Here is a 26079-nt window from a genome sequence, read left to right as displayed (position 1 = left end):
GATTCCCGTCGTGACTTCACTGGTCGTCGATCTGGGTGACCGTCGGCGGCTGCACGCGCTCAACGACGCCGGCGACGAAACCACCGCGGAAGCGGTGCGGCTCAAGGAGGCCGCGCTGCTCGACTTCGGGGTGGGCAACAGCGTCATCGGTTCGTGGCTGTACACGAAGTGTCACCACCACATCGCCACCACCGCGATCGACACCGCGGCGGTCACCGCGACGGGCGACGGCGTGTGCGCGTTGCTGTTCAACCCGGAGTTCTTCGTCGCCATCGGGCTCGACGGCGTGAAGTTCGTGCTGTTCCACGAGGCGCGGCACCTCATCCAGCGGCACCTGCACACCGAGGCCGCCCTGCGGTCCGATCCGGTGTTCGCCATCGCCATCGAGGTCAGCGTCAACCACGTGGCGTTGGCGCGGTTGGGCGTCCCGTCGCTGCCGGTGCGCGACGGCGAGCCGATCGGTGTCGATCCGCGCGAGGTGCACGAGAAGTACCGCGCCGACCTCGTCGAGCAGGGGCTCGAGCCGCTCCCCTACGACGAGTTCGTCGAGACCGACTTCGGCGTCTACACCGAACTGCGGCGGATGGCCGAGCCGATCGTGCGCCGGGTGCCGTGCCTGCACCTGTTGCTGTGCCTGGGATCCGGCGGCGGAGGGCACGGGACGCCGCTGGTCGACCTGCCGCTCGACGACGAGACGGTGGCCCGGATCGTCGAGCGGATCCTGAGCGACGTGGCCCGCCAGGCGCACGCGGGCAACGCGCGGGCCCGGCAGGAACTGCTCGACCTCGCCGCCCGGTCCGGCGGGATCGACGGCCAGCGTTCGAAGATGTGGGGATCGCTCGGTCTGTCGGCGCTGCGCGGCGAGACGCAGAAGACCCGCCGGGTCGACTGGTGGAAGCGGTGGCTGGTCGACGTGCTGGCGTCCCGGCTCCGCGACGGGGAACGGCTGGTCTATCCGAAGAAGCTCGGTGCGGTGCTGCTGTCCCTGGGGCACGAACCGATGCTGCTGCGGCGGGGAATGGAGCGGGAGAAGGTCGTGCTGGTGGCGATGGACACGTCCGGGTCGATGCCCGACGCGGTGGTCGAGTGGCTCACCACGCTGGTCGGGCAGACCGACGGCGTCGCCGCGCAGTGGGTGAGCTTCGACGGCGAGGTCATGCCGTTCGCACCCGGCGAGCGGGTGCTGGGCGGCGGCGGAACCAACTTCCAGAACGTCGTCGACTACGCCGAGGGGCGGCTGGCGGTCGACGGGAAGCACATCGAGGGCCGGCCCGACGCCGTCATCATGGTCACCGACGGCTACGCCCCGCACGTGAAGCCGCGCGATCCGGAGAGCTGGATCTGGCTGATCACCGACGGCGGCGTCACGTGGCCGGAGCAGGCCGATCCGCCGATGGCCTGCCACCGCGTCCACACCGGTGAGCGTTGATGGAGGCCTCCGTTCTGGAGAAATTCATCGACGGCATGATCGCCGCCGGCCAGACCGGGCAGATCTTCGGCGACCACGGCATCGGCAAGACCTCGACGTTCCTCAGCTACATCCCGGAGAGATATCCGGATCTCGCCGTGGTGCTGGTGCCCGCGGCGAACCTCACGCCCGACGACCTGCTCGTCAACGCGCCCGTGCGCGACCCCCGCACCGGCGAGCTCGCACTGCAACAGCTGATCATGGACCAGCTGCGGCCAGGAAAACGGTTCGTGCTCGTCATCGACGACTCGCTGCAGGCCGGCGACACGATCCAGTCCCAGCTCATGCAGGTCGCCTGCAACTGGACGCTCGGCGAGCACGATCTGCGCGAACTCGGCTGCGTGGGCGTCTTCCTCACCGACAACGAGTCGGCGTCCGAGGTCGGTGCCCGGCGCAACGACCTGGCCGTGCTCGACCGGATGGCCACGATCCGCATCGGTGCCAACGACACGTCGTGGCGGCGGCACCTGTCCGAGCGCTATCCGAGCCGCGACCTGTCCGGCCTGTTCCATGCCTGGGCGCGGTTGAGCCCGCACCTGCGGCGGCTGCTGTCACCGCGCACGGTGCAGCACGTCATCGACTGCGCCGTCGAGGGCTTCCCGCTGAAGTGGGGGCTGCCGCTGGTCAACGGCTCCCGGCTGGTGCTCGCCGAGCAGCGCTCCGACGGGTCACCCGGTCCCGACCGCACCGACCACATCCTCGGCGAGTTCGCGACGGCGCTCGGCGTGCCCAACCCCGACAGCGTCGCCGACCCGGTGCGCCGTATCCTGCGCGCGGCGATCCGGCGCCGGTGGGCGGTGCTGCTCCAGGGTCCGCCCGGCTGCGGCAAGACCGAGATCACCCGGCACGTGGTCCGCGAGGAGACCGGGCGGAACCCGGTGTACTTCTCGCTGCCCGTCACCAACGTCGAAGACCTGTGCGTCCCGGTACCGAGGTCCGACGGCACGCTGAGCTCCCTGCTCACCCGGAGCCTGCTCGGCCACGAGCCGAAGGTCCTCGTGTGGGACGAGTACAACCGGCCGAAGGACAAGTCCACGTTCGCGAAGCTCATGGAGGTCACCCAGGAGTGGACGCTGGCCGGGCGGCGCATCGAGAACCTGCGCGCGCAGGTGGCGCTGCAGAACCCGCCGTACCACCTCGGTCGCAAGCTCCTCGTGGCGAGCAACAACCTGGCGCAGGCCAGCCGGTTCACGGTCAGCTACGAGGTCGCGCCCGACGACATCCCCGCCAACCAGTGGCTGATCGACACCTACGGGTCCACCGCCGAGGTCGTCCTGGAGTGGTGGAAGAACGACATCGACGACGAGGGCCGGGCCTGGGTCAGCAAGCGCACCCTGGAACGGATGATCAAGCTGCACCGTCACGACCTGCCGCTGCAGTCGGCGCTGATCTACCTCGGCGACGGCGAGTTCGCGCCGGTGCCGCTGGTCGGGCTGGAGGCGCGGCTGGCCGGGGGCCGGTCCACCGGCCTGCGTGACCTCGCCGCGGAGATCGAGCTGTGGGAGAAGCGCCTCCGCGCGGCCGTCGGGAACAACAGCGAGGGCACCGGCGACTCCGACCTGGTCCACCAGATCCTCGCCAACGCCGAGGCCTCGCAGCTCCGGGAACACCTCGACGTGGTGGCGCGCCTGCTGCGGTACCTGCCGCCGAAGCTGCGGGCCACCTACCTGGTCGGCCAGGCGCCGGAGAAACAGAAGGTCTGGGTCGAGGCGGTCGCGCGGATGGCGCGGCTGCGGGCGGACGCCTGATGCTCGACGCATTGGCGTGGCTGCTGCGCGGGGCCGGGCCGCAGTCGTGGGACCGCCAGGTCTCGGCGCTGGGGAACGACCTGCGGTGGACCGTGCGGAGCAGCGCGCCGACGCTGCCGGTCGAACTCGTCGACGCGATCCTGGCGTCCGGGCGCGACGAGCTGATCGTCGCCGTGTGCGACCAGGAGCACCGCATGACCACCGCGCTGCGCGAGCGGCTGGCCGCGAGCGGCAACGCCGTGGTGGCGTTCCAGGCCCCCGACCGCGGCCCGTACGGTTGGCCGCTGCGCGACCGGCGCGCGGTGTTCGCCGCGGCCCGGCCCGGCGATCCGGCGTGGACCGGAACCGTCGGGAAGATGCTCGACTGCACCGAGGTCGGCCGCCTGCGGGCCGCCGTGGTCAGCCCGTTCCCCGAGCTGGCACGGCACGTCCTGGAGCACGCCGGCGCGGAGCTGACCCGGGCCGAACGGCTGCGGGCCGAGTTCTGCGTCTCGCCCGGCGACCCGGGTCCGGTCGCGGACGCGGAGGGAACGGCCGGCGCCATCGAGGAACTGCGCACGCGACCGTGCCCGGAACAGCTGGGCTGGCGCACCGACCTCGACTGGGAGCGGATCCTGGCGGCCCACCGCGCGGAGCCGTTCGGTCCGGCGGCGGCCGCCGCGGTGGCCGGCCATCCGGGCTGCCCGGAGCACCTCGTGGCGGCGCTGATCGCCGCGCATCCGGTCGCGGTCGCGGAGGTCGCGCACCCCACCCCGCGCCTGATCGCGACGCCGTTCCCGCCGAAGACCCCGGCGGCGGCCGCGCGCCACCGGGCCGAACGCGCGGTCCGCGCCGGGCTGCCGGCCGGTGACCTGCTGCGGGCGACGCCGGCGGCCGCGGTGCTCGACGCGGCGTACCGGTGCCGCGTGGTCCTCGACGAACTGCCGTGGCAGGTGGCCGACCGGCTGGGAACCGACGTCGCCCGGTGGACGGCGGTGCGTGGCCGGCTGCGGAGCCACCGGGGGTCCACCGTGGACCTGCTCAACGACGTCACCTCCGGCGCCGCGCCCACGGCGTGGCCCGACGCCCGTCCGCTGCCCGACCTCCAGGCCCGCAAGGGTGTGAGCGGCACCCGGGCGGCGTTCCTCGTCCTCCTCGACGCCGCTCCGGTCGCCGCGCACCTGGCCCTGTTCGACCACCTCGACGACCGCACGATCCACGACCTGCTCGCCCACGGCCGGTGGCGCGACGAGTGGGTCGACGCCGCGGTCGGCAGCGCGAACCCGGCCCTGCGCCGGTCGCTGTCGTGCCGGCGCGACCTCGCCCCCGCGGTCATCGAGCGGCTGGCCGCCTGCGACGACCCGGCGGTCAACGGGCAGCTGTTCCGGGCCGACGACATCCCGATGAACCTGCGCGCCCGCATCCTGTCGCAGCGGCCGTTCACGCCCGGCCGCATCGAACCCGTTCCGCTCGACCCGGCGCTGCGCGAGCACCTGATGGGCTACAGCGGCGGCAGCGGCGGGTCGCCGTACCACTCCCGCGACGCGATCGACTGCGCCGACCACGAACTGCAACTGCACATCCTGCGGCACCGGGTGATCTACGGCCGGACCCCGCAACTGCGGCTGGTGCTGAACATCTGGCGCCGGCACGGGCAGCCGGCGGTCGAGAAGCTGCTCGCCGCCACCGACGGGCCGGCCACGTTGAAGGGCCGGTTCCTGTCCGCCCGGGTGGCCACGCGCGTGCGGCGCCTGCTCGCCGAGCCCGAACCCGAGGCTCTCCAACGGCTTTCCGACGAGGTGATGTGGGGCGAGTCGCTGCCGGCACAGCTCGAAATCCTGCGCAACCTGACGCAGGCCCGCCTGCGCGAGAGCCACGACTGGCACTGGGCGGCCATCGCCGACGAGCGCGTCACCGGGCCGCTTCCCGACCGGGTGCTGCTGTCCCTGAGCGACCGGCCGGGGTGCCCGCCGTGGTTCCGGGCGCGGCACGGCAGCTGGCTGGAGCAGGATCTGAGCCGGGGCCGGCCCGTGTCCGAACTGCTGCCCCTGCTGGGTTTCGGCCACCAGCGGCTGGCCGCCGAGCTGCTGGGCGACGGCCGGATCGGCTGGCCGGACCTCTTCACGTACACGCGTGCGACGTGGGCACTGGCCGTCTTCGGTTCGGCTCCGTCCGCCGTGGCGGAGGACGGCCTGCGGGTGCTGCGGACGATCGTGGGCTCCACCGTCGACGGACACCCGGAGGCATGGGTGCTGGCGATCCAGATGCTGTCGGGCTTCGAGGGCAGTGTCACCGAATTGTTGTCCACCGCCGCGGCGGCCGTCGGCTGATCCGCGCCGCCGCGCTTTCACCTGGTGTTCGGCGTGTCGTCAGCCGTCGGCCGGGCCGGTGCGTGATACTCGGCTCGTTGTGAAGACCTCGGTCTGGAGACAGGGAAGAGGCCCTTCCGTGTATGAGACGGAAGGGCCTCTAAAGTTCTGCGGGTCCGGCGGCTCGATCGCTCAGCCCGCCCTCAGCATCTCAACCTCGCGATCCGCTCTCAGCAGGTCTGGCATCCCAAGCCGTCTCGCAACGATCCGATTTCTCAGCTCGCCGTTCGACGGTCTGGTCTCCCAGTCCGCGAGCGCAGGTCGTTCAGCCGATCCGCGAGAGCAGTCCGATTGCTCGGCCCGTCAGTTCCACGGAACACGCCATCGTTGATTGTGAGGCGGGTCTGGGCAAACATCGGTGCACACGACGTTGGCCTCCCCAGAAGGCGCCTTTCCCGGGGGCGACTCGCCAGGTTGTCTCCACTTGCGGACAGCACAAAGGTTCCTGCGCTTGCGCGCTCTCACGATTCTGATGCCCGCCGATTCTCAGGTCTCCTCCCGGTTTCCCGAGGGGGTTCCGCCGAATCCGGTGACCGTCTCTGGTGGCGTGCGAGATTTCTACCGCCGAACCACACACCGCCGCAAGGGGTAGCCGAGAGATTCTTTGGTTGTCCACAGACTCTCTCGTGTTACCCCCAGGTTAAGCCGAGTTATCCACCGGTTCATCCACACGCGATCGCGCATGCCCTCCGTTCGGCCCCACGGTCGGCCCCACGGTCGGCCCCACGGTCGGCCCCACGGTCGGCCCCACGGTCGGGCGGGGGAAAAGCCCGAGGACGCGGGCGATCCCGTCGCGGTCGCCGTGGAAGGTGGCGTCGGCGTCGTCGAGGGTCGTGCCGGCGAAGATCAGGGCGCGGAACCCGGCCGCGGTGGTCTCGATCGCGAGGTCGGCGTCGTCGTCGCGGCCGCGGGTGACGTCCAACTGTCCATCGTGGACGGTCACGAGCAGGCCGTCACCGTCGAGGTGGAGCTGGCACCGGAGGTCGAGGCCGGCGGCGGCGCCCGCGTCGAAGGTGGTCTTCAGCGCGAGGGCAAGCGCGTCGACGCTCAGTTCCGCCGACGACGTGAGCGCGCTCCGGCTGCCCCACGCGGCCAGCCGCACCAGGGCCGGCTCGAGGTCCCGCCCCTGGTCGGTCAACTCGTACACCGAGGTGCCCACCGGCGGCCAGAGGTGCCGGCGGCGCAGCACACCGGCGGCCTCGAGGTCGGCAAGGCGCGACGTGAGCATGCTCTGGCTGGCGCCGGGCAGCCCGCGCCGCAGGTCGGAGAAGCGTTTCGGACCCAGCAGCAACTCGCGGACGACGAGCAGCGCCCAGCGTTCGCCGATGAGGTCGAGCGCGCGGGCCAGGCCGCACGGGTCGTCGTAGGTTCGCGCCACGGGGTACAACTTTAGCACCGCATGGTGCTAACTTCGCACCATGACGACCTTCCTGCTGATCCCCGGTGCGGGTGGCGCCGCCTGGTACTGGCACCGGCTGGTTCCCGAACTGCGCCGGCGTGGCCACGAGGCGATCGCCGTCGACCTGCCGGCCGCCGACGACAGCGCCGGCCTGGCGGAGTACACCGCTGCCGCCGTGCGGGCCGCGGAGGAAGCGGGCTGGGCGGCTCAGGAGGCGCCCCGAACCGCGGGCAGCGCCGCGAACGGCGGAACACGCGCCGCGAACGGCGGAGCCGGCGCCGCCGCCGGGGATCTCGTCGTCGTGGGGCAGTCGATGGGTGGGCTCACGGCACCGATGGTCGGCACCCGGCTGGGCGCGGCGCGGATCGTGCTGCTCAACGCGATGATCCCCGCGCCCGGCGAGACCGGCGGTGCCTGGTGGGTGAACACCGGGCAGGAGGAGGCCCGCCGGGCGTGCGACGTCGACGAGGGGCGCGACCCCGACGGGCCGTTCGATCCGCTGGTCTACTTCTTCCACGACGTCCCGGACGACGTGGTCACGGAGGCGATGGCGGCCGGCGACCCGGCGCAGTCGGGCGCGCCGTTCGGGGAGCCGTGGCCGCTCGCCGCGTGGCCCGACGTGCCGACCGAGGTGCTGGTCGCGCGCGAGGACCGGTTCTTCCCGGCCGGGTTCCAGGCCCGGGTGGCGCGGGAGCGGCTCGGCGTCACACCGCGTGTGCTGCCGGGTGGTCACCTCGTCGCGTTGAGCCGTCCCGCGGAGCTGGCCGACGCGCTCACCGCGCCGAGCTGAGCTCCCCGGGCAGGCCGAAGTGCGGCAGGACGCCGTCGGACACGAAGCGGGTCACCGCGCTCAACCGGTCACCCGCCACGGTGAGCACCATGATGCCGTGCGCCCGGAACGTCGGCTCGCCGCCGTCGCTGATGTAGGCGCCGAACGCGGGCTGGCCGTTGGCCCGGGTCGATAGCAGGCGGTACCGGCGGTTGCCGTCACGGAAACCGATGTGACGCATGAAGCCGGCGATCGCGGCGTGGCCCTGGTACTCGATCGGTGCCGGCGGCATCGTCAGCCAGGCGTCGTCGGTGAGAAGGGCGACCATCGCGTCCACGTCACCGTCCTCCACCGCGACCGCGAAGCGGTCGGCAAGCCCGCGCTCGACGGCCGGAACCGCCGGATGGCCCGGCGCTGACGGCGATGCCGCTGACGGCAGCGCCGCGCGGGCCCGCTTCAACGCGCTCGTGACCGACTCGACCGTCGTGTCGAGCAGCTCGGCGACCTCCGCCGCCCGGTAGCCGAGCACGTCGCGCAGCACCAGGACGGCCCGCTGGCGGGGCGGCAGCACCTGCACGGCGGTGAGGAACGCGAGCGAGACCGCCTCGTGCCGCTCGTAGCGGGCCTCCGGACCCGGCGCGGTGTCGGGCAGGGCGGCCAGCAGGGCGTCCGGGTACGGGTCGAGCCACAGCGGGTCGACCGTGCGGGTGGGCGGTGGCGGCTCGATGCCGGGCGGGAACAACTGGGCCGGACGGCGCTTGGCGTCGCGCACCGCGTTCAGGCACCGGTTCGTCGCGATCCGGTACAGCCAGGTGCGCAGCGACGACCGGCCGTCGAACCCGGCCAGGCCGCGCCAGGCCGCGACGAGCGTCTCCTGCAGCACGTCCTCCGCGTCCTGCAGCGAGCCCAAAATGCGGTAGCAGTGGACGTGCAGCTCGCGCCGGAACGGCTCCACCAGCTCCCCGAACGCCGCGCCGTCACCGGCCCGGGCGCGCGGGAGGAGCTGATCGGTCACGCATGCAATGGTCACAGAGATTCTGACACCACGGCGCCCAGTTTCCGGGCGCGACAGTGTCGACACCGGGGTGACGAAATCGCAGAAGTGGGCGCTCGGGCTCTGCTCGGTCGCGTCGTTCGTGGTGATCCTGGACATGCTGGTGGTGGCGACGGCGCTGAGCACGATCCGCCGCGACCTCGGCGCCTCCCTCGCCGACCTCGAATGGACGGTGAACGCCTACACCCTCAGCTTCGCCGTGCTGCTGCTCACCGGCGCCGCCCTCGGTGACCGCTACGGCCGCCGCCGGATGTTCGCCGTCGGGCTCGGCCTGTTCTCGGTGGCGTCCGCCGCGTGCGCGCTCGCCCCGTCGATCGGTGCGCTGATCGCCGCCCGGACGCTGCAGGGCGCCGGCGCGGCCGTCCTCATGCCGCTGGCGCTGGCGATGCTCAACACGGCGTTCCCGCCGGAGCGGCGGGGCTGGGCGCTCGGTGTGTGGGGCGGGGTCACCGGGCTCGCGGCCGCCGTCGGTCCGCTCGTCGGCGGCGCGGTGACCCAGGGGCTGGACTGGGAGTGGATCTTCTGGGTGAACGTCCCGATCGGGCTGCTGGCGATCCCGCTGGTGCTCACCCGCCTGCCGGAGAGCACGGGCGCCCGGGCCCCGCTCGACCTTCCCGGCATCGCGCTGGCCGCGGCCGCGTCGTTCGGCGTCGTGTGGGCGCTGGTCCGTGGCGGGTGGGCGGCGCTGCTCCCGTTCGCAGGCGGGGTGGTCGCGGCGATCGCGTTCGTCGCGGTCGAGAGTGGACGCGCATCAGCGCCGATGCTGCCACTGCGGCTGTTCCGGTCGCGTCACTTCGCGGCCGGTAACGCCGCGATCCTGCTGCTCAACGCGGCCCTGACCGGCGCGGTCTTCTTCCTCGCGCAGTTCTTCCAGACCGCCGGCGGCGACGGCCCGTTCGCCGCCGGCCTGCGGCTGCTGCCGCTCGGCCTGGTCCCGCTGCTGGTCGGCCCCCGGGCCGGCGCGCTGGCCGACCGGGTGGGCGAGCGGGTCCTGATCGTCACCGGGTCCGCCACCATGGCCGTGGCGATGGCCTGGATCGCGGCGGTCGCCTCCCCCGGCGTGCCGTACGTCCAAACGGTCGGTCCGGTGGCACTGGCCGGCCTGGGCATCTCGCTGGCGGTCCCGGCGATGACCCGCGCGGTGATCAGCCGGGTCGCGCCGGTCGACATGGCGAAGGCGTCGGCGACGTTCAGCACGGTGCGCCAGTTGGGCGGCGCGCTCGGCGTGGCGGTGACGGGTGCGGCGTTCACGTCGGCCGGCGGGTACGGGTCGGCGGCGGCCTTCGCCGACGGGATGGCACCGGCGTTCGCGGTGGCGGCGGTGCTCGCGGCCGCGGCGACGGCCGCCAGCCTGGCGATCCCACGGCCGGCGCCGGTGGCTGTTACCGTGCCGGGTCATGGCTGAGGCGATCCGCTCGTCCGTTCCGCCACCGGCGTCGGTTCCGGTGCCGCCCCGACCACCGGTGCCGTGGGCGCCACCGGACTCGCCGGCGCCGCAGCACCGGCCGGCACAGCAGGGGCCGGCACAGCAGTGGACAGCACAGCACCGGCCGGCACAGCAGTGGCCGCCGCAACCGCTTGCCCCGGCGCCGCCGCGTCAGCCCGGGGTCAACGGTTTCGCCATCGCGGCGCTCGTGGTCGGGCTGGCCGGTGGGCCGGTGGTCGGTGCCTGGCTCGCGAGCGTGGCGATCCGGCAGATCCGCGCGAACGGCGGCACCGGCATGGGGATGGCCGTCACCGGCCTGGTGGCGTCGATCGCCTGGACGCTGGCCATCGTCGTTCCGATCACGGTGTCCCTGGTCGTCTGACACCCGCACGCCGTCAAGATCAGCTGCCGGGGCGCACGAGGCCGATCTCGTAGGCGAGCACCACCGCGTGCACCCGGTCCCGCAGTCCGAGCTTCGTCAGGATGCGGCCGACATGTGTCTTCACCGTGGCCTCGGAGAGGAAGAGCCGCGCGGCGATCTCGGCGTTGCTGTCGCCGCGGGCGATGCGGCCCAGCACCTCGCGTTCGCGGTCGGTCAGTTTCTCCAACGGATCCGGGCCGGTTGACGGGCCCGGCAGGCCCGGCGCCACGCGTTCGATCAGGCGACGGGTGGTCGACGGCGCCAGCACCGCGTCGCCGGCGTGTACGGCGCGGATCGCCGCCAGCACGTCCTCGGCCGAGGCGTCCTTGAGCAGGAAGCCGCTGGCGCCGGCCTTCAGCGCGGCGTACGCGTGGTCGTCCAGGTCGAACGTGGTCAGCACGATGACGCGGACCGCGGGATGCCGGGCGAGGAGCCGCCGGGTCGCCTCGACGCCGTCGAGCACCGGCATCCGCACGTCCATCAGCACCACGTCGGGGGTCGTGGTGGCCACGACGTCCAGGGCCTGCGAGCCGTTCGCGGCCTGGCCGACCACGGTCAGGTCGCGCTGCGAGTCGACCACCATCGCGAAGCCGGTGCGCACGAGTTCCTGGTCGTCGACCAGCACGACGCGGATCACGCCGGGCTCCCCGGCACGAACGCGCGCACCGCGAACCCACCGCCGTCCGGTCCGGCGGTGAGGCGTCCGCCCACCGCGGTCACGCGTTCGCGCATGCCGATCAGTCCGTTCCCCTCGACAGGTTCGTCCGACGGCGTCGCGCCGTCGTCGGTGATCGCGACGTCCAGGCCATCGTCGGTCCAGGTCAGGTGGACGCGCGCGGCGGCGCCGGTCGCGGCGTGCCGGACGACGTTCGTCAGCGCCTCCTGCACCACCCGGTACGCCGCCAGCGACGCCGCGGTGTCCAGCGCGCCGGGCTCGCCGGTGGTCGTCAGCGTCACCGGCGTTCCGGCCGCCGCCACGCGCGAGACCAACGCCGGCAGGTCGTCGACCGTCGGCGTGGGCCCGTCGGCGGAGGCGGAGGATGACGAGCGGAGCACCCCGAGGACGGCCCGCATGTCGGTGAGCGCCTGCCGGCCGGTGGTGGCGATGACGCCGAGCACCTCGGCCGCCTTCTCCGGGTCCGTCGCCGCCGCGAACCGGCCGCCGTCGGCCTGCCGCACGATCACCGCGAGGCTGTGCGCGACCACGTCGTGCATCTCCCGGGCGATCCGCGCGCGTTCGGCGGCGGCGGCCTGCTCCGCCCGTTCCGCGCGACGCTCCTCGGCCCGGACCGCCCGCTCCTCCAGCGTCGCGATCTCCGCCTCGCGGTACGCCGTCCGCGCGGCCCGGAACCGGCCGAGCCCCCACGCGGCGAGGACGATCGCGAGCAGCGCCGCCGGCACGAACAACTGCAGCGTGGGCGTGGGACCGTTCGCGGTCCAGTCGAACGTCCACACGCGGACGGTGGTGACCGCCGCACCGACGAGCCCGACGCCGAGCCCGACAAGCGGCCACGGCCGGCGCCCGTACGCGGCGACCGCGTACAGCAGCACCGGGAACACCATCGAACTCGGCAGCAGGATCGGCGGCGCGGCGCCCGTCCCGTCGGTGAGGTCGGGCGCGGCGACGATCACCAGCATCGCCGCGCAGCAGACGCCGTACGCCGCCACCGGCGCGACCCGGCGCGCCGCCACCGCCGCGTGCGACAGGCCGATCGCCACCAGCACGGCCACCCGGCCCGCCGTCGGCCACGGCGAGTCCGACACCAGGCCGGCCGACGACACGCCCAGGAGCACCGCGAGCACTCCGGCCACCGCGATGTCGAAGACCAACGCCCGTCGTCCCATCCGTGGGCAGCCTAGATCAGACCTGCGGCGTATACGCCGACGACCACGGGCTGACGCCCTGGGCGGGCCCGGAACACGACGCTGAACCCATGAGACGTACCGCCTACCTGATCGCGCCGCTCTGGTCGCTCGCCTACCTCGTCCTCGGGCTGGCGTGGCTCGCCGGCCTCGGCGGGAACCCGGCCGACCCGGCCGTCGACACGGACGCCGACATCACGCTGATCGGGATGTGGGGGCCGACCGCCGGTGCGGCGATCCTCGCCGCGCTCGGGGCCGCCGGCCTGGTCGCGAGCGCCCTGCTGCGGCGGCCCGGCCGCGCCGCCGTCCCGTTCGCGGTGACGCTCGGGCTGCTGCTGGCCGTGGTGCTGCCCGACTACCGGGTGCTGGTGCACATCGCGTACACGCCGATCGTCCTGGTGCTGTTCCTGCTCGACAGGATGCCCGACGGCGGTCGCCTGTGGCCGTGGCCGGTGCTGAACCTCGGCCTCATGTGCGCCGCCGGCATCGCGCTGCTCGTCCAGGCCAAGGACGCCGTGCGCGCCGACGGTCCGCCCGACGCCGGATCGCTCGCCCGGTGGAACCGGCGCGGCCGGTGGGCGGTCGCCGTGGCGGTGGCCGTCCCGGTCGGGTACGCGTTCACGCGGGTGATGTGGGCGCTCGACATCCCGTTCGGCATCAGCCGCGACTTCCTCGACGAACTCGGCGACGCCCGCTACGCCGGCGCGGCCCTCGGCGCGATGGGCGTCGGTGGCGCGATCCTCACGCTGGGCCTCGTGCAGCGGTGGGGCGAGGTGTTCCCGCGGTGGATGGTCGGGCTGCGCGGCCGGCGGGTGCCGGTCGGTCTGGCGACGGTGCCGGCGCGGCTGGTCGCGGTGACCGTCACCTCGGCCGGGCTGATGTACATCCGGTTCGCGGTGACGGGCGAGTTCGGGGAGCGCTTCGGCTTCGGCGACGGCCAGTGGGCGGCGATCCTGCCCGAGCTGTTCTGGCCGTTGTGGGGCGCCGCGCTGGCCGTCGCCTCGTACGCCTACGAGGTCCGGCGGCGCGGTTCAGGGGTTCCGGAGGTCGCGGTGGAGAAAGCCCCACCAACCGACCGCGCGGCCCACCAGCGCGGTCCCGAACGGGAGCACGACGTTCCACGTCAGGCCCTGACCATGCCCAGGTAGCGGGCAAGCGCCACGGTGCTGGCCGAGCCCGAGCAGCAAGGCCATGGCGGCGCCGCTTCTCCCACCGTCGCTGGAGAAGCCGGCAAGCGACGGGCAGAAGGCGGCATTGGTGACCGTCACGCCGGCCGCTGCTTCTGGCCCGTTTCTCGGCACATGTTGGACCGGATCGATGCTTCCGACGACGTCCTGGCATTGCGGGTGGTCGCAAGGTGCACGCCGCCGACTACGAGTCGGTGCTGGTACCGGCGGTCGAGGCGATGATCGCCGCGAGCGGCAAGGTGCGGTTGGTGGTCGTGCTCGCCGCGGTCGGCGGTGGTGACGAACCACGACTGGGTGCGGCACGGGATCGGAATGTTCGGCTGGATGATCCCCGGGGGCGTGAAGGTCTTCGACGTCACCAAACCTTTGCACGTGATCGGGGCTGGCATTGGGTCCCCCTTTACCGCAGCGTCGGCTCAAGGTCGTTTGGCAAAGGTCTCCAACGGTTTGGAATGTGCCGTCTGGGTTGTGGCCGGCATCGGGTGCGATGCCGGCCACAACCGTCGCGGTCGTCCCGGGCGTTTCGCAGGTCACGGCGGTGCGGACGTGCGTCCGGCGGGGATCGTCGATTGCCGATGGCGATGCCGATGGCGATGGCAGTGACCTGGGTCATTGGTTGAGCGGCGGGGTCGGGCCGGGTGTCGTGTTGGGTCGCCCGGTGCCAATCGGCGGCTGAGCCCTCAGCAGCCTACGGACCTGGCGAAAGGACGGTCATCGATGCATTCCATTGGTTAGTCGGGCATGCCGAACGTCAGGAAGACGATGTCGGCGTCTTCGGGTTGGCTGTAGGTGTCGTCGACCGCTTCGACGGGGTAGTCGCTGGAGTCGAATTCGACGACAATGCCGTTACCTGGGCGGTGGCTGACGTGGCATAGCTCGATGGTGGGGGTGACGTACAGGTCGCACTGGCCTCTGCCTTCGGTCTCCAACCGTTGCAGTTTCTCCAGCAGCACACTGACCTTCATTGCGGAGTTCTCCTCAGTCCTGGTTGGGGCGGTTGGCGTATCGCTCGACGACGGACGCGGCCCACCGCCGCTGTTCGCAGGGAGACGGTGCCAGCCGCGCCCATGCGCCGAGGCACCCGGCGCACATGCCGTTGTCGTCGGTGTGAACGGCCAGCACTGCAGCTGCCCGGTCCAGGATCGTGCCGTCTGCTGGTGCCGCGTCCTGCAGGCGCATCGCCAGGCTCACATCCGCGATGCGTCGTCGCGTGGGGATCGGCGGCGTCCAGCGGTCGAATAGAGCTGGTGGCCGCGGACGACGAGGCCGGAGTTGAGCGCCGTCGCGAGACTCTCGACGGTGATCAGGTTGTCCGAAGTGAGGCCGGCGGCAAGGAGCCGGTCGCGGTGCTTGGCGACGGTGACCTCGGTGAGCACCATGACGGGGCCGCCGGGCGTCCACACGGGCGCGTCGATCCGGGTGTCGACTCTGCTCAGACCGATTCCGCGCATCGTGGTGTGGATGCGAGTGGCCCAGTCGGGGTCGGTGCCGTACGTGGTGAGGATGTCGATGACAGCGTGCTGGTAGCGGCTGTACACGTCAGCGTCATGGGCGCGGTGGGCGGCCAAAACCGCGCGGCGAGGATCGAGCAGCCAGTCCTCGATCAGCAGGACGCCACGATCGGTGAGCGCGTCTGCCAGAAGGGCGAGAACCACTTCGCGGGCGGCGAGGTGCATAAGCACCAGCCGGGCGTGGATGATGTCCCACGGACCGCCGGGCGGCGGGCCGGTGGTGATGTCGTGCTCCACCACGGTCATCCGGTCGTGGTGGGGGATGTGGCGGACGTCGATGTCGGTGGCGGTCACCGAGCCGGTCGGGCCGACCCGGTCGGCCAGCCAACCCGGGAGGCCGCTGCCGCCCGCACCGACGACCAGACAGCGTTTACCGCGTAGGTCGCCGAAGCCGACCAGGCGTTGCCGCGACACAGGGTCCAACATCGCCGCGAGCGCGGCGAGTTGGGCGCCGGCGGTCGGATGGGCATTGCTGTACGCATACCGCGGCAGATTCGGTGGTGTCGTCATCGTCAGCCCGGCCTCAGCTGACGTGGGCGATGTCGGAGGCGACAAAGTCGGCCACGGTGTGGCCGGCCGGGATCTGGCCGGTGGCCTGCAACGCGGCGATCGCCCGGGTGACCCGGACAGAGTCAAGGGCACCGACGTGGCCATCGGAGAGCACCGTCGACCGCATCAGGTCCAGCTCAGCGGCGGCAGCCTTCGCATCCAGCGTCGGCTGATACTTCACCAGGATCTGCCCGGCCTCGCCGGGGTGGTCGATGCTGTACCGCAACCCGTCCAGGAGGGCGTCGCGGAACCGCTTGACGAGATCGGGATTCTTCGCGATCAGCTCGGTCGTGGCGATCAGCGCGTTGCCGTACAGATCACCGAGCCAGTCGGAGTACGGCAGCACAATCACCTCCCGTCCCTGCACGGCCTTCTCGACGGTGCCCTTGGCCACCGTGAACTGACCGATGCCGTGAACCCGTCCGGCAGCCAATGCGGCAGGTGTCTGTGCCGGGTCGACCGTCTGCCATGCCACGGTGTCCGGGTCGAACCCGGCACGCGCGGCGTAGGCGGGGAACAGTAGTTGCGGGGTCGCCCCCGCCGGTCCGGCTAGGGTTTTTCCTTCGAGATCCTTCGGAGCGCGGATCCCCGACGAGCCGAGCACCATGATCGAGTTGAGCGTCTGTTGCTGGATTGCCGCGACCGCCCGCACCTCGTCGCGGTACTTGCCCCCGCCCTGAAGGATCATCACGCCCGAAAGATCGTTGGCCGAGAACTGGGCACCACCGGCCGCCAGAATCCGCAGGTTGTTCGACGCGCCAGAGCCCGCCTGTACCTGCACCTCGATGCTCCGTGCGGCGAAGAACCCCTTCTCCTCCGCCACGTACACGTACGCCTCCCGGCCGAAGAAACCGAACGCGGTCAGATAGGTCACCTTGTCGACCTGCTTGGGAGCCGCGCTTTCGGCGTAGTCAGAACATCCCGCCGAGGACCCGGCCGCCGCCAACATCGCGACGAGACAGATCGCCGCCTGAGTACGCGGATTCAGCCGCAACAGCACCATTATCGAGACCTCCCCAGATTGAAGACCTGGTGCGGGCGTGGCGGCCACGCGTCGTTTCGCAGCAACCGGCACGCCCGCGCAATTGGAAGTGCCGTGCCACCGGCCGTCCCTCGGAACCGGCGCATCAGAGGGTGGCGGCGAGCATCGGCAACTATTGGTGACGATCCTGCGACGCAGAGAGAGTGCCGGGAACACGATGGTGTACCGGTCTTGTCCCGGTCTTGCCCTACCAGTCCTCGCCGCAGCCTGATTACGCTCACGGCATGAGCAAGCATCACTAGGTCACTCGGTCCGCGAAGACGCTGCTGGGCGGCCCGGCCGCACGTAACTCTGAAGGGAGGAGGTTGAACAGCCATGGTCGTGACACCGCGATGGACCGGGCTGGAAGCAGCGGCACTGCGACAAGCCCGCAGGATGAGCATCCGCGCCTACGCCGCTCACCTCGGTGTCTCACCCGCCACGGTTGCGAACTGGGACAGCCGAGGCGAACGCGCCCGCCTCAACACGGAAACCCAGCAACTCCTGGATATCGATCTTGCACGTGCATCCGACGACATCCAGGAACGCTTCACCGCAACGATTTCCAAGGGTCGTCCCGACAAGTCGACTGAAACGGAACCCGATCGGCTTCTCGCTTCAGAGGCCATTACCGACATCGAGTCCAGCGAGGGTGGGCGTGACGGAGGAGGGCTCGCAGCCACCAGCGTGCGCCGCCGGTCACTGTTGTGGGGCCTGGCCACGGTGACTGCGGCCACGGGAGTCGTCGGCACCGGCCACGGGCCGCGCCGTCGGATCGGGCTTGCCGACGTGTCGCGACTGACGGCCCTCACCAGCCTGTACCGGTTGGCCGATCAGGAATTCGGAGGCGGCGGCCTGGTCGACGATGTCGACAGCTTCGCGCAATCCGCGTCGGCACTTCTGGATCATGCGGTCAGCGATGCGGCACGTACGCCGCTATTGGTCGCGATCGCCAGTGCCAGGGACCTGGCGGCCTGGACCGCGTTCGACGCGACCCGGCACAGCGACGCCCAGCGACACTTCGCCGCCGCCGAACGCTTCGCCATCGAGGCCGGGGACAGACAGCTCGTCGCCCACGTCCGGTACGGGCAGGCCAAGCAGATGCAGCACCTTCGCCACAACCGTGACGCCCTGGACATTTTGCGTACCGCGCACCAGCAGCTCGACGCGACCCCTGCGCTCACCACGATCCTGCGCGGCGCAGAGGCGGCGTCCCGAGCCGCGATCGGCGACTGGGAGAGCGCGAAACGGGCGCTGGCCAGTTCCAGCGAGGCCTTCACCGACGTCGACCCCGGCAACGAGCCCGAATGGCTCGGGCTCCTCGACAAAGGCGAACTGCTCGCCCAGTACGGCCGGGTGTACCGCGACTGGGCACGGGCCGACCGCCGGCACGGCGACGACGCCGTGCGCTGGGTCACCGACGCGATCAACGCGTTCGGGCCGCAGAGCATGCGTAGCACCGTCCTCAACCAGGTCGGCCTCGCCAGCGCCTACTTCCTCGCAGACGCACCCGACCTGGCGCTGGAGGCCGGAAACGCCGCGCGCCGCCAGGCCGAGACATTGACCTCGCCGCGGGTGATCGAACGGATTGCCAACCTCCGCCGCGACGCCACCCGATACATGCACCTGCCGGCGGTCGCCGACTTCGTCCGGACCCTGCCACAACCCGCGCCCGCCGCATGACGGGCGTAGAGGGCCGGTTCAACGAGGCGGCGATGTGGCAAGCCCTTACGAACATCGCCGACCAGATCGGCGCCGATTACACAGACGCGCATCTGCTACGACTCACGAACAACGCCGTCTTCGCGCTGCCGGCCGCCGGGGTGGTCGTACGGATCACCCGCACGCACCGGTTGCACGCGCGCGCGCACAAGGTTGCGGCGCTCGGTGCCTGGTTCGAGGAGGTCGACGCGCCGACGATCCGACTCGCCGACGGCATCGAGCAGCCCGTAGCCGACGGGAACCTACTCGCCACCGTGTGGCGGTACGTCAAACCGCACGAACCGTCACCCGACGCCTGCGACCTCGGCACCGCTCTACACGCATTCCACGGCCTCGGCGTCCCTCCTCTGCCGCTGCCGGAATGGGATCCGATCGGCGACGCCCGCAGCCGCATCACCGACGCCGAAGACCTCGATGACGACGACCGCGACTATCTGCTCGCCTGGTGCGACCGGCTCGAACCTCGCCTGACGGAATTCGCAGCCAGCGTCCAACCAGGCCTCGTCCACGGAGACGCCCACGAGGGCAACCTGCTCCGCGACGCGACGGGCAGGGTGCTGCTATGCGACTTCGACGCGACCTGCACCGGGCCGTGGCAGGTCGACCTGGCCCCGGCACCGGCGAACGAAGCCCGATTCGGCCCCTACGGCGGACACAGCAAACTGGCCGCCGCCTACGGCTACGACATCACCCAGGACCCAGCCTGGCCCATCCTCCAACAGGCACGCGAACTGAAGATGATCGCCGCAGCCGCACCGCTGCTGGCCAGCGCCCCAGGAGTGGCCGCGGAGTTCCAACTCCGGCTGGAATCAGTCCGCACTGACGACCATACCGTGCGCTGGACCTCATTCGGGGACCTACCACGCTGACCGTTCTCGCTTAATCGCGACCGATTAGAGTCGCCGACCCAGGTGCGGTCTGACAGTTCCGCACTCTGTCCTGTGGCAACGATTGCGGAAAGGGCCGACAGGCGGCAAACGAACTCGACGCCGACAAAATTTCTGAGGTAACATGGTGACATTTGGAGGTGCCGAGTGGGGGACCGGTCAAACGCAATGTGGAAGAAAAGCACGAGGAGCGCAGCGTCCAACAATGACTGTGTCGAAGTTAGCGTGCTCGAAACTGGTGTTCTTGTACGCGACTCGAAAAACAAGTCTGGACCAATGCTTCAGTTCCACACCCAATCCTGGATCGCCTTCATTGAGGCGGTCAGAGATTCACAGTTTGATCATGACCTCAAACGTAGGCAGATGCGGGAGACGGCTGGATAGTCCGGCCTGGGAGTATCTAGTGCGTATTGGAACGCGATCTGCGACTCCACACCTTCCGATAGCGCCTGCGAACCGTGGCCGATGGCCGCCTATGAGGTGGGGTGCGTACGCCACGTAATAGGGGACGGCGCAGTCACCGTACGATCTAAGACCGATGCGGTCATGGTCAGGGATCTTTCTGCTCGAACGCTATTCGATCTAGCAACTCAGTAGTATCGTTGGGTGACAGGGCTAGGGCACTGAGACTAGCGAAGCGCGAGGCAAAGCCGGCTATTTTCTCGGGATTGTTCTGACTCGCCACGCTGTCTACCCCTCTTTCCCGGAAAAGCAGGTCGTCATCTCGTTCCTCGGGGAAACTCAGCAATATGAACGGATCATGCATGCCCCGATAGGGGCCAACCCCAAACGGAACAATCTGGATGGTGATTGACGGTCTCGCTGCAAGCTGTTTCAGGTGGAAGAGCTGTTCGTACATGATCGTTCGAAGTTCGTGTGTGGACTGCGACCAACGACGAAGAGCTGATTCGTCCATGACAAAGTGAAGCTGCCGCGATATCGAGTCATCGAGTAGCACTTGGCGTGCCATTCTCACTTCGAGCTGGCGATCAAGAATGGCATCAGGGGTATTGGGTGCTGTTGCAATGCTAATTTCTCGGGCGAACGCTTCTGTTTGCAGCAGGCCAGGTATGACGTGCTGGAACTGACGGATCTGGCACGCGGAACTCTCGTACTCAAGGTAGCGGAAGAAGCTTGGGTTTAGTATGTCTCGGTAGGCGTTCCAGCGCTGCTTTCGGCCTTGCTCTGCCATTTGTACATATTCGTCGATGACAACCTGGTCGGTTACCTCATAGAGCTGCAGAAGCGCCTTCAAGTCGGTCCGTGACACGCCGACCTTGCCGTTCTCTACCCGCAATAACTTGGATATGGACCAACCGAGATCGGCCGCCACCTGTCTCTGGGTGAGACCTAGGCGGAGACGCGCCTCTTGGAGGTCCGCACGTAGCCGGCGTCGCTGCACCATTGGGTCGATGATCTGCCCCCTTTGTCTGGTTCTCGGACTTATCGGGCGCCGCGTCGTCGGGGAATCCAATCTACTCGCCGGTCGTCCGACGGTTCTGTACCGCAAGGCGAAAGGGTGCGGACTCGTGCCTACGAATCCGTCGATCCACGCTCAACAGCGTGTCCAGCGGTGGAGGTGACGGCGGTTCTGTCCTCCGCTGCCTTCGGACCGATCGAAGGGGCGGCAACGATGCGGCCTCGGTAGCTCCGCGCATGAGTTCGCAGGCGAAGGTGCGTCGCTGTTTCGGCCCGACAGGTGTTTCGCCAAAGCGGAAGACCACCCAGCTAGCACTCGCGCCGCCAGCACCTGGCAGATCAGCTCGGGAACTCGCTACGCTGTGGTTGGCCAGTGTCTATCAGCTACTAGCCGATTAGCGTTAGACTGCTTCTACTCCGAACGTCTGGTCTGGTTGGTACCCGGGCTGAGTGCGCGGAGCAGGCGGAGCGCCTCGTGTGACAGCGCGGTGCACCGCTGAGAGGGCTGGAGAGTCGATCTCTCCAGCCCTTTTGTCGTATGCCGCACAAGATCGTCGAAATGCTCTGGCGCGCCTCGGTTGGGTTTCTTCACGGTGTCCGAGGCGCTTATGATGTGCGGACCTGCGCACTGTCACCCTTCGGCACGGAGGAGCGCGGGATCGCTCCTGAAGACCCGATCATCAAAGCCCCGGGTACCAACCACCGCCCCGGTCATCTGTATGGCCGCCAACTTGTTCGGAGAATCCCTGTGTACACAAGCTCTCGGCTTCAAGCGCGTCGATGGCGCTGGCGAGTCGTCGTACTCATCGTCGTTCTGACCGTTGTCGGCGCATTGATCTGGCGCGGTTACGACCCACTTGCCGCAGCCGGCATCACTCTGGTGATCTTCTTGGTCGCTGCGCACATCGTGACCTGGATCATCGATGATCAGCCCACTTCGCAACCGAGCGTTGAGGGCATTGCCAGAACCATTGGGCGGCTGGTTCAAGCTGTCGATCCGCGTCACGTCCATCCGGCGATGGGGCGGCCAGCGATCCGCGAAACCCCGAACGTTCCAGCTAACGGCTCGGCATTCGATGATACCGCTGATGGATCAACGGGCTAAATTCGAGTTCTTCGAGCACTCAAGATCGCTAGTGGTCTGAGCTGCAGAGATGCGGCTCGGACCGCTATTTTGCCTGCGTCCATCGTCGTCGGCGCCTGAAGATGTGCCAGGCGTAGACCAGGAGGGTCATCCAGACCTCCATGACTGGGACGATCGTCCCGTTCATCAAATCCGACAAAGGGCACGTCTGTCGTCAGTCAGCTGGTCGCGCCGGTGTACCGGCGCAGGCCGAGCCGCCAGACGGCCGTCGCCAGCAGCGCCGCCGACACGCCGCCGGCCACGCTGCCCAGCACCACGGCGGGCCGGGGGTCCCGCAACAGGACGCCCGCCGGCAGCGTCGCGATCAGCGTGAGCGGCAGGACGTACGTGAGCATCGAGCGCAGCGGCTGCCGGTACACGTCGACGGGGTAGCGGCCCAGTTGCCAGGCGGCGCCGTAGAACACGTCGAGCTCCAGCCGGGGCGCCCAGAACGCCAGGCACGCCAGCAGGACGCCGAGCGCCCACGTCACCAGCGCGCCGACCACGAGCAGCAGCAGCCACGCCGCGACCCCCGCCGGGCTCGGCACGCGCCCGGCGCCGATCACCACGACGCCGAGCCCGAGCAGCGTCTGCACGAGCGCGAGCGGGTTCGCCGTCGTGAGGCTGGCGAGGAACAGGCTGGGCGCGGGTTGCAGCAGGTACGCGTCGAGGTTGCCCTCGCGGATGCCGCGGCTGGGGAACCACGACAGGTTCGGGTCGATGAACGTCGCCTTGATGCCGCTGAGCAACTGGAACGTGCCGGCGAGCACGAGCGTCTCCGACCGGGTCCAGCCGGCGAGCTGGTCGGTCTGGGTGAAGACGAGCAGGATCGTGCCGACCGTCGACGTCAACCCGGCCACGGCGACCGCGATGTCGAAGAACAGGTTGGCCCGGAACGCCAGCATCCGGCGGACGGACATCGAGAAGCCCGCGGCGAACAGGCGGAGGAGCTTCATGCGCCGATCACCGTGTACCGACGCACACCGGCGCGCCAGACGGCGGCGGAGAGCGCGCCGAAGGCGAGGATCCAGGCCGCCGCGCGGCCGATGGCGGCGACGGCGCCCGGGCCGTCGACGGTTCCGGTGGCGAGGTCGGCCGGCAGGCCGAGCATCGCGTAGAAGGGCAGGGTGACGGCGACCGCACGCCACGGATCCGGCAGCACGTCGACGGGTGCCGCCCCGCCGCCGAGCAGGAAGATGAGCACCCAGCCGAACGTCACCACCGCGTGGACCCGCTCGGTCCAGAACGCGGCGAGCGCGAGGACCCAGGTGAACAGGAACCGCAGCACGGCGGCGCAGAGCAGCGCGGGCAGGGCGAGCAGCACATGATGCCACTCGTAGGACGCGTCCAGCGCGAACCCGGCGAGCGCCGCCAGCGGCAGGCCGAAGATCGTCAACCAGACGCGGATCGCGAGGTTCTCGCCGATCGGGCCGATCACCACCGGCTGCGGCTTCAGCAGTTCGTGGCTGACCGTGCCCTGGTACACGGTCTCCGAGAACGTGTGGTTCTCGTACGACGCGGTCATCAGCTGCACCGCCATCAGCGCGATGAAGTAGGAGACGACGCCCGGGTCGTCGGGGAAGACCGTCGACCACACGAACAGCCCGACGAGTGGGCCGAGCGTCTCGTTCGCGACGAGCGTGAGCGTGAACCACCAGCCGCCCGACCAGTCGAGGAACTGCCGCCGCGTGCGCGCCGCCAGCAGCCGCAACAACCGACTCACGACCGCACCTCGGTCACGAGACGCCCTCGCGGTAGACGCGGTCGATCACGTTCTCCAGCGCGGGTTCCTCCACCGCGAGGTCGGCGACGTCCACAGTGGACAGCAGGTGCGCCGTGACCCGGGCGACGTCTTCACGCGGGACGCGCAGCACCCACGTCCCCTCGGATCTTTCCACGATGTCGCCGAAGGAGATGTCTGCGCCCGGTGCGTGGACCCGGATGAGCTTGAACGGCGACAGCCGCGCGGACAGTTCGTGCAGCGACCCGTCGTACTGGATGCGGCCGTCGTCGATGAGCATCAGCCGCCGGCACAACGACTGCACGTCGGCCATGTAGTGGCTGGTGAGCAGGATCGTGGCGCCGGTCTGTTCGGCGTGGGCGGCGAGGAAGCGGCGGATCGTGGCGGTGGCCGACACGTCGAGGCCGAGCGTGGGCTCGTCGAGGAACAGCAGCCGCGGCCGGTACAGCAGCGCGAGGGCCAGCCCGACGCGCATCTTCTCGCCGAGGCTCAGCGCCCGCAGTTGCCGGTCCAGCAACGGATCCAGCTCCAGCAGGTCCGTGAGCCCGGCGAGCGAGACGGTGAAGTCGCCGCGCGGAACGTCGTACAGCAGCCGCTGGTAGTCCAGCGCGTCGAGCACGGTGAGCTCCTGCGAGCCGCCGACCGGCTGGCTGCCCCGGATCAGCGCGATCTGCTTGAGGAACGGCGTACGGCGCTGCCACGGGGTGTACCCGAGCACGTCGACGTGCCCGGCCGTCGGGTGCAGAAGCCCGGCGAGCATCTTCATCGTGGTGGTCTTGCCCGCCCCGTTGGGTCCGATGAAACCGACCACCTCGCCCGGCCCGATGTCGAACCCGATCTCGCGGACCGCGTGGACGTCGCGGTAGCGGCGGCGCACCACCGACGCCAGCGCCGCGCCGAGCCCACCGGCCCGCACCGGGACGCGGTAGGTCATGGTGAGGCCCTCGACGCGGACCACCGCTGAACTCATCCATTGAACGCTACCATTGAACTAGCATTGCACTGTTTATGCGGAGGAATCAGTACACAATGGCCGCACGGGCGGAGAAAGCCTCCAATGCTGGTCCAAGGATCACCGACCTAGCCCGGGCCGCCGGCCTGTCGGTGCAGCAGATCCGCAACTACGTCACGCTCGGCGTCCTCCCGCCGGCCGACCGCGCCCCGAACGGCTACCGGATCTTCACCGCCCGCCACGGCGACGCGCTCGCGACCGCCCGCGTCCTCATCGGCGGCCACGGCTGGCAGACCGCCGTCGCCATCCTGAGCACCGTCCACCACGACGGCGATCCGGCCGGCGCGCTGGCCCACGTCGACCGGAGCCACGCCGAGCTCGACCGGGAACGCGTCCACGTCCGCTCGATGCTGCGGGCGCTCGACGGCGACCTCCCCGAACGCTTCCGCGTCGACCGTCCGCTGCACATCGCCGACGCCGCCGCCGCGGCCGGCGCGCGCCCGTCGGCGCTGCGGTTGTGGGAGCGGCGCGGCCTGCTCGCACCCGCCCGGGACCGGGCGACGGGGTACCGCACCTACGATCAGACCCAGCTGACCCGGGCCCGGCTCATCGTGCTGCTGCGGCGCGCCGGCTACCCCGTCGCCGCCGTGGGCGAGGTCATCGCCGCGATGGTCGCCGGCGACCCGGCCCGCACCCGCACCGCGCTGACGTTCCGCCTCCGCGAACTGGGCGAGGCCAGCATCCGCCGCACCCGCGCGACGGCGGCGCTGTTCATGTACCTGGAGCGCGCCGGTCTACTGGCGGGGGTACCCGATCTCGGCGAGGTCGGCGGCCAGGTCGACCAGGGCCAGGTCGGGGTTGAGCCGCTTCACCAGGTCGGTGGTCAACGGGCGTAGGTCGAGGATCGCGCGGACCGCGTCGGCGTCCACCGGCCGCTCGTAGTAGTCCTCCGCGAACTCGTGGTACGACCCGTCCACCAGGGTCTCGAAGAGGTTGGTCGCGCCGTCCGGGTCGTCGCCGGGCGGGAACTCGATGTCGCCGGCCTGCCAGCGGTCGTCGCCGGTGCGCCGCCACAGGCACACCGTCGCCTCGAGAACGCCGTCGTAGCTGAACGCGGGTTCGTCGACGCTGTCGGCGAACTCGGGCGGCACGCTCTCCACCAGGCCCGGCCACAGCCGGCCGCCGTTGCCGGCCGGGCTCATCGGCGCCTCGTGGTCGAACCCGCGCACGAACGCGCCGGCCGCGGAGAACACGATCGACCAGAGGTCGCCGGTGCCGGTGCGCATCGACGCCATCTCCTCGCCCGCCGACCACTTCGCGTCGAACGAGTAGTACCGGTCCTCCCATTCCGGACACAGGATCGCGTCGAGCATCGCGTACGCCCGGCACCGCTCTCGCAGCGCCGGGATCTCCGGCAGGGCGCGGGCAAGGTCATGAACGGTCACCCGATCATTCAATGTCACATGGACGT

Annotated in this window: 25 protein-coding genes; 12 read left to right on the top strand and 13 right to left on the bottom strand. The window is 70.3% G+C overall.

Going from position 1 to position 26079, the window contains the following annotated elements:
- Positions 1 to 10: 10 nt before the first annotated feature.
- The 3 genes from Vau01_RS19435 to Vau01_RS64645 are packed head-to-tail and all read left to right on the top strand — an operon-like array spanning position 11 to position 5525.
- Positions 11 to 1429 carry a DUF2201 family putative metallopeptidase gene (locus Vau01_RS19435; protein WP_203994682.1) on the top strand — a complete coding sequence of 473 codons (1419 nt, stop codon included), beginning with the start codon at positions 11 to 13 and terminating at the stop codon, positions 1427 to 1429.
- The gene (locus Vau01_RS19430; protein WP_203994680.1) at positions 1429 to 3216 is read left to right on the top strand and encodes an AAA family ATPase; all 1788 of its coding nucleotides are present in this window, start codon (positions 1429 to 1431) and stop codon (positions 3214 to 3216) included. The genes Vau01_RS19435 and Vau01_RS19430 overlap by 1 nt, the downstream gene beginning before the upstream one ends.
- The gene (locus tag Vau01_RS64645; protein WP_203994673.1) at positions 3216 to 5525 is read left to right on the top strand and encodes a hypothetical protein; all 2310 of its coding nucleotides are present in this window, start codon (positions 3216 to 3218) and stop codon (positions 5523 to 5525) included. The genes Vau01_RS19430 and Vau01_RS64645 overlap by 1 nt, the downstream gene beginning before the upstream one ends.
- 679 nt (positions 5526 to 6204) lie before the next feature.
- On the opposite strand, the gene Vau01_RS19420 is transcribed toward Vau01_RS64645, so the two are convergent.
- A complete protein-coding gene (locus tag Vau01_RS19420; RefSeq protein ID WP_239151706.1) occupies positions 6205 to 6942 on the bottom strand; it encodes a winged helix-turn-helix transcriptional regulator in 738 nt (245 codons plus the stop codon).
- Between the two features lie 40 nt (positions 6943 to 6982).
- Between Vau01_RS19420 and Vau01_RS19415 the strand changes: the two genes are divergently transcribed.
- Complete coding sequence (locus Vau01_RS19415) at positions 6983 to 7753, top strand: alpha/beta fold hydrolase (protein WP_203994670.1); 771 nt, start codon at positions 6983 to 6985, stop codon at positions 7751 to 7753.
- On the opposite strand, the gene Vau01_RS19410 is transcribed toward Vau01_RS19415, so the two are convergent.
- Positions 7737 to 8747 (bottom strand): sigma-70 family RNA polymerase sigma factor, encoded by a 1011-nt coding sequence (locus Vau01_RS19410; RefSeq protein WP_239151705.1) that lies wholly within the window; start codon positions 8745 to 8747, stop codon positions 7737 to 7739. The genes Vau01_RS19415 and Vau01_RS19410 overlap by 17 nt on opposite strands.
- A 70-nt stretch (positions 8748 to 8817) precedes the next feature.
- On the opposite strand from Vau01_RS19410, the gene Vau01_RS19405 reads away from it, so the two are divergent.
- Both Vau01_RS19405 and Vau01_RS19400 read left to right on the top strand, forming a co-directional pair.
- The gene (locus Vau01_RS19405; RefSeq protein WP_203995218.1) at positions 8818 to 10191 is read left to right on the top strand and encodes an MFS transporter; all 1374 of its coding nucleotides are present in this window, start codon (positions 8818 to 8820) and stop codon (positions 10189 to 10191) included.
- Complete coding sequence (locus tag Vau01_RS19400) at positions 10184 to 10594, top strand: DUF4190 domain-containing protein (RefSeq protein WP_203994664.1); 411 nt, start codon at positions 10184 to 10186, stop codon at positions 10592 to 10594. Before Vau01_RS19405 ends, Vau01_RS19400 begins: the two co-directional genes overlap by 8 nt.
- Before the next feature lie 19 nt (positions 10595 to 10613).
- On the opposite strand, the gene Vau01_RS19395 is transcribed toward Vau01_RS19400, so the two are convergent.
- Both Vau01_RS19395 and Vau01_RS19390 read right to left on the bottom strand, forming a co-directional pair.
- Positions 10614 to 11270 (bottom strand): response regulator, encoded by a 657-nt coding sequence (locus tag Vau01_RS19395; RefSeq protein WP_203994661.1) that lies wholly within the window; start codon positions 11268 to 11270, stop codon positions 10614 to 10616.
- Entirely contained in the window at positions 11267 to 12478 is a 1212-nt protein-coding gene (locus tag Vau01_RS19390) for a sensor histidine kinase (protein ID WP_203994658.1), read from the bottom strand. Before Vau01_RS19390 ends, Vau01_RS19395 begins: the two co-directional genes overlap by 4 nt.
- Before the next feature lie 89 nt (positions 12479 to 12567).
- Between Vau01_RS19390 and Vau01_RS19385 the strand changes: the two genes are divergently transcribed.
- On the top strand, positions 12568 to 13644 hold the full coding sequence (locus tag Vau01_RS19385; protein WP_203994655.1) for a hypothetical protein: 1077 nt from the start codon (positions 12568 to 12570) through the stop codon (positions 13642 to 13644).
- Between the two features lie 770 nt (positions 13645 to 14414).
- Here the strand turns inward: Vau01_RS19385 and Vau01_RS19380 are convergent.
- Genes Vau01_RS19380 through Vau01_RS19365 form a run of 4 tightly spaced genes read right to left on the bottom strand, consistent with a single transcriptional unit; the run spans position 14415 to position 16794 of the window.
- Positions 14415 to 14648 carry a hypothetical protein gene (locus Vau01_RS19380; protein ID WP_203994653.1) on the bottom strand — a complete coding sequence of 78 codons (234 nt, stop codon included), beginning with the start codon at positions 14646 to 14648 and terminating at the stop codon, positions 14415 to 14417.
- A 13-nt stretch (positions 14649 to 14661) separates the two neighbouring features.
- Entirely contained in the window at positions 14662 to 14874 is a 213-nt protein-coding gene (locus Vau01_RS19375) for a hypothetical protein (protein WP_308440470.1), read from the bottom strand.
- A complete protein-coding gene (locus Vau01_RS19370; protein WP_203994651.1) occupies positions 14871 to 15704 on the bottom strand; it encodes a class I SAM-dependent methyltransferase in 834 nt (277 codons plus the stop codon). The genes Vau01_RS19375 and Vau01_RS19370 overlap by 4 nt, the downstream gene beginning before the upstream one ends.
- A gap of 13 nt (positions 15705 to 15717) precedes the next feature.
- A complete protein-coding gene (locus Vau01_RS19365; RefSeq protein ID WP_203994647.1) occupies positions 15718 to 16794 on the bottom strand; it encodes an ABC transporter substrate-binding protein in 1077 nt (358 codons plus the stop codon).
- Between the two features lie 306 nt (positions 16795 to 17100).
- Between Vau01_RS19365 and Vau01_RS19360 the strand changes: the two genes are divergently transcribed.
- From Vau01_RS19360 to Vau01_RS19350, 3 genes are all read left to right on the top strand, one after another.
- Positions 17101 to 18447 (top strand): NsdA family TPR-like regulatory protein, encoded by a 1347-nt coding sequence (locus Vau01_RS19360; protein ID WP_203994638.1) that lies wholly within the window; start codon positions 17101 to 17103, stop codon positions 18445 to 18447.
- Positions 18444 to 19355: an aminoglycoside phosphotransferase family protein gene (locus tag Vau01_RS19355; RefSeq protein WP_203994636.1), complete on the top strand. Its 912-nt coding sequence runs from the start codon at positions 18444 to 18446 to the stop codon at positions 19353 to 19355. The genes Vau01_RS19360 and Vau01_RS19355 overlap by 4 nt, the downstream gene beginning before the upstream one ends.
- A 186-nt stretch (positions 19356 to 19541) precedes the next feature.
- Positions 19542 to 19757, top strand: a complete 216-nt coding sequence (locus Vau01_RS19350) for a DUF397 domain-containing protein (protein WP_203994634.1) — start codon at positions 19542 to 19544, stop codon at positions 19755 to 19757.
- A 166-nt stretch (positions 19758 to 19923) separates the two neighbouring features.
- On the opposite strand, the gene Vau01_RS19345 is transcribed toward Vau01_RS19350, so the two are convergent.
- A complete protein-coding gene (locus tag Vau01_RS19345; RefSeq protein ID WP_203994632.1) occupies positions 19924 to 20778 on the bottom strand; it encodes a helix-turn-helix domain-containing protein in 855 nt (284 codons plus the stop codon).
- Positions 20779 to 21330: 552 nt separating this feature from the next.
- Between Vau01_RS19345 and Vau01_RS19340 the strand changes: the two genes are divergently transcribed.
- Positions 21331 to 21897 (top strand): hypothetical protein, encoded by a 567-nt coding sequence (locus tag Vau01_RS19340; RefSeq protein WP_203994630.1) that lies wholly within the window; start codon positions 21331 to 21333, stop codon positions 21895 to 21897.
- A gap of 197 nt (positions 21898 to 22094) precedes the next feature.
- Here the strand turns inward: Vau01_RS19340 and Vau01_RS19335 are convergent, their stop codons facing one another.
- From Vau01_RS19335 to Vau01_RS19325, 3 genes are read right to left on the bottom strand one after another with little or no spacing between them, the layout of a single operon-like run.
- The gene (locus tag Vau01_RS19335) at positions 22095 to 22871 is read right to left on the bottom strand and encodes an ABC transporter permease (protein WP_203994628.1); all 777 of its coding nucleotides are present in this window, start codon (positions 22869 to 22871) and stop codon (positions 22095 to 22097) included.
- Positions 22868 to 23638: an ABC-2 family transporter protein gene (locus Vau01_RS19330; RefSeq protein ID WP_203994619.1), complete on the bottom strand. Its 771-nt coding sequence runs from the start codon at positions 23636 to 23638 to the stop codon at positions 22868 to 22870. Before Vau01_RS19330 ends, Vau01_RS19335 begins: the two co-directional genes overlap by 4 nt.
- A 13-nt stretch (positions 23639 to 23651) precedes the next feature.
- A complete protein-coding gene (locus tag Vau01_RS19325) occupies positions 23652 to 24626 on the bottom strand; it encodes an ABC transporter ATP-binding protein (RefSeq protein ID WP_203994613.1) in 975 nt (324 codons plus the stop codon).
- Between the two features lie 38 nt (positions 24627 to 24664).
- On the opposite strand from Vau01_RS19325, the gene Vau01_RS19320 reads away from it, so the two are divergent.
- Positions 24665 to 25504, top strand: a complete 840-nt coding sequence (locus Vau01_RS19320; RefSeq protein WP_203994602.1) for a MerR family transcriptional regulator — start codon at positions 24665 to 24667, stop codon at positions 25502 to 25504.
- Here the strand turns inward: Vau01_RS19320 and Vau01_RS19315 are convergent.
- Positions 25403 to 26053, bottom strand: coding sequence for a hypothetical protein (locus tag Vau01_RS19315; protein ID WP_203994600.1), 651 nt, complete (start codon positions 26051 to 26053; stop codon positions 25403 to 25405). The two genes, Vau01_RS19320 and Vau01_RS19315, sit on opposite strands and share 102 nt — an antisense overlap.
- Positions 26054 to 26079 lie beyond the last annotated feature (26 nt).

This window comes from Virgisporangium aurantiacum, from assembly GCF_016863635.1.
Lineage (GTDB): Bacteria > Actinomycetota > Actinomycetes > Mycobacteriales > Micromonosporaceae > Virgisporangium > Virgisporangium aurantiacum.
This window is presented reverse-complemented; position numbering and strand designations above follow the sequence as displayed.

Bases quoted from the DNA above. Each gene is read 5' to 3' on its own strand.
- Vau01_RS19390 (WP_203994658.1), bottom strand. From the start codon at position 12,478: ATGGGACGACGGGCGTTGGTCTTCGACATCGCGGTGGCCGGAGTGCTC.
- Vau01_RS19360 (WP_203994638.1), top strand. From the start codon at position 17,101: ATGGTCGTGACACCGCGATGGACCGGGCTGGAAGCAGCGGCACTGCGA.
- Vau01_RS19350 (WP_203994634.1), top strand. From the start codon at position 19,542: ATGTGGAAGAAAAGCACGAGGAGCGCAGCGTCCAACAATGACTGTGTC.
- Vau01_RS19340 (WP_203994630.1), top strand. From the start codon at position 21,331: ATGCCGCACAAGATCGTCGAAATGCTCTGGCGCGCCTCGGTTGGGTTT.
- Vau01_RS64645 (WP_203994673.1), top strand. From the start codon at position 3,216: ATGCTCGACGCATTGGCGTGGCTGCTGCGCGGGGCCGGGCCGCAGTCG.
- Vau01_RS19335 (WP_203994628.1), bottom strand. From the start codon at position 22,871: ATGAAGCTCCTCCGCCTGTTCGCCGCGGGCTTCTCGATGTCCGTCCGC.
- Vau01_RS19400 (WP_203994664.1), top strand. From the start codon at position 10,184: ATGGCTGAGGCGATCCGCTCGTCCGTTCCGCCACCGGCGTCGGTTCCG.
- Vau01_RS19380 (WP_203994653.1), bottom strand. From the start codon at position 14,648: ATGAAGGTCAGTGTGCTGCTGGAGAAACTGCAACGGTTGGAGACCGAA.
- Vau01_RS19325 (WP_203994613.1), bottom strand. From the start codon at position 24,626: ATGAGTTCAGCGGTGGTCCGCGTCGAGGGCCTCACCATGACCTACCGC.
- Vau01_RS19385 (WP_203994655.1), top strand. From the start codon at position 12,568: ATGAGACGTACCGCCTACCTGATCGCGCCGCTCTGGTCGCTCGCCTAC.
- Vau01_RS19355 (WP_203994636.1), top strand. From the start codon at position 18,444: ATGACGGGCGTAGAGGGCCGGTTCAACGAGGCGGCGATGTGGCAAGCC.
- Vau01_RS19430 (WP_203994680.1), top strand. From the start codon at position 1,429: ATGGAGGCCTCCGTTCTGGAGAAATTCATCGACGGCATGATCGCCGCC.
- Vau01_RS19370 (WP_203994651.1), bottom strand. From the start codon at position 15,704: ATGACGACACCACCGAATCTGCCGCGGTATGCGTACAGCAATGCCCAT.
- Vau01_RS19345 (WP_203994632.1), bottom strand. From the start codon at position 20,778: ATGGTGCAGCGACGCCGGCTACGTGCGGACCTCCAAGAGGCGCGTCTC.
- Vau01_RS19320 (WP_203994602.1), top strand. From the start codon at position 24,665: ATGCGGAGGAATCAGTACACAATGGCCGCACGGGCGGAGAAAGCCTCC.
- Vau01_RS19415 (WP_203994670.1), top strand. From the start codon at position 6,983: ATGACGACCTTCCTGCTGATCCCCGGTGCGGGTGGCGCCGCCTGGTAC.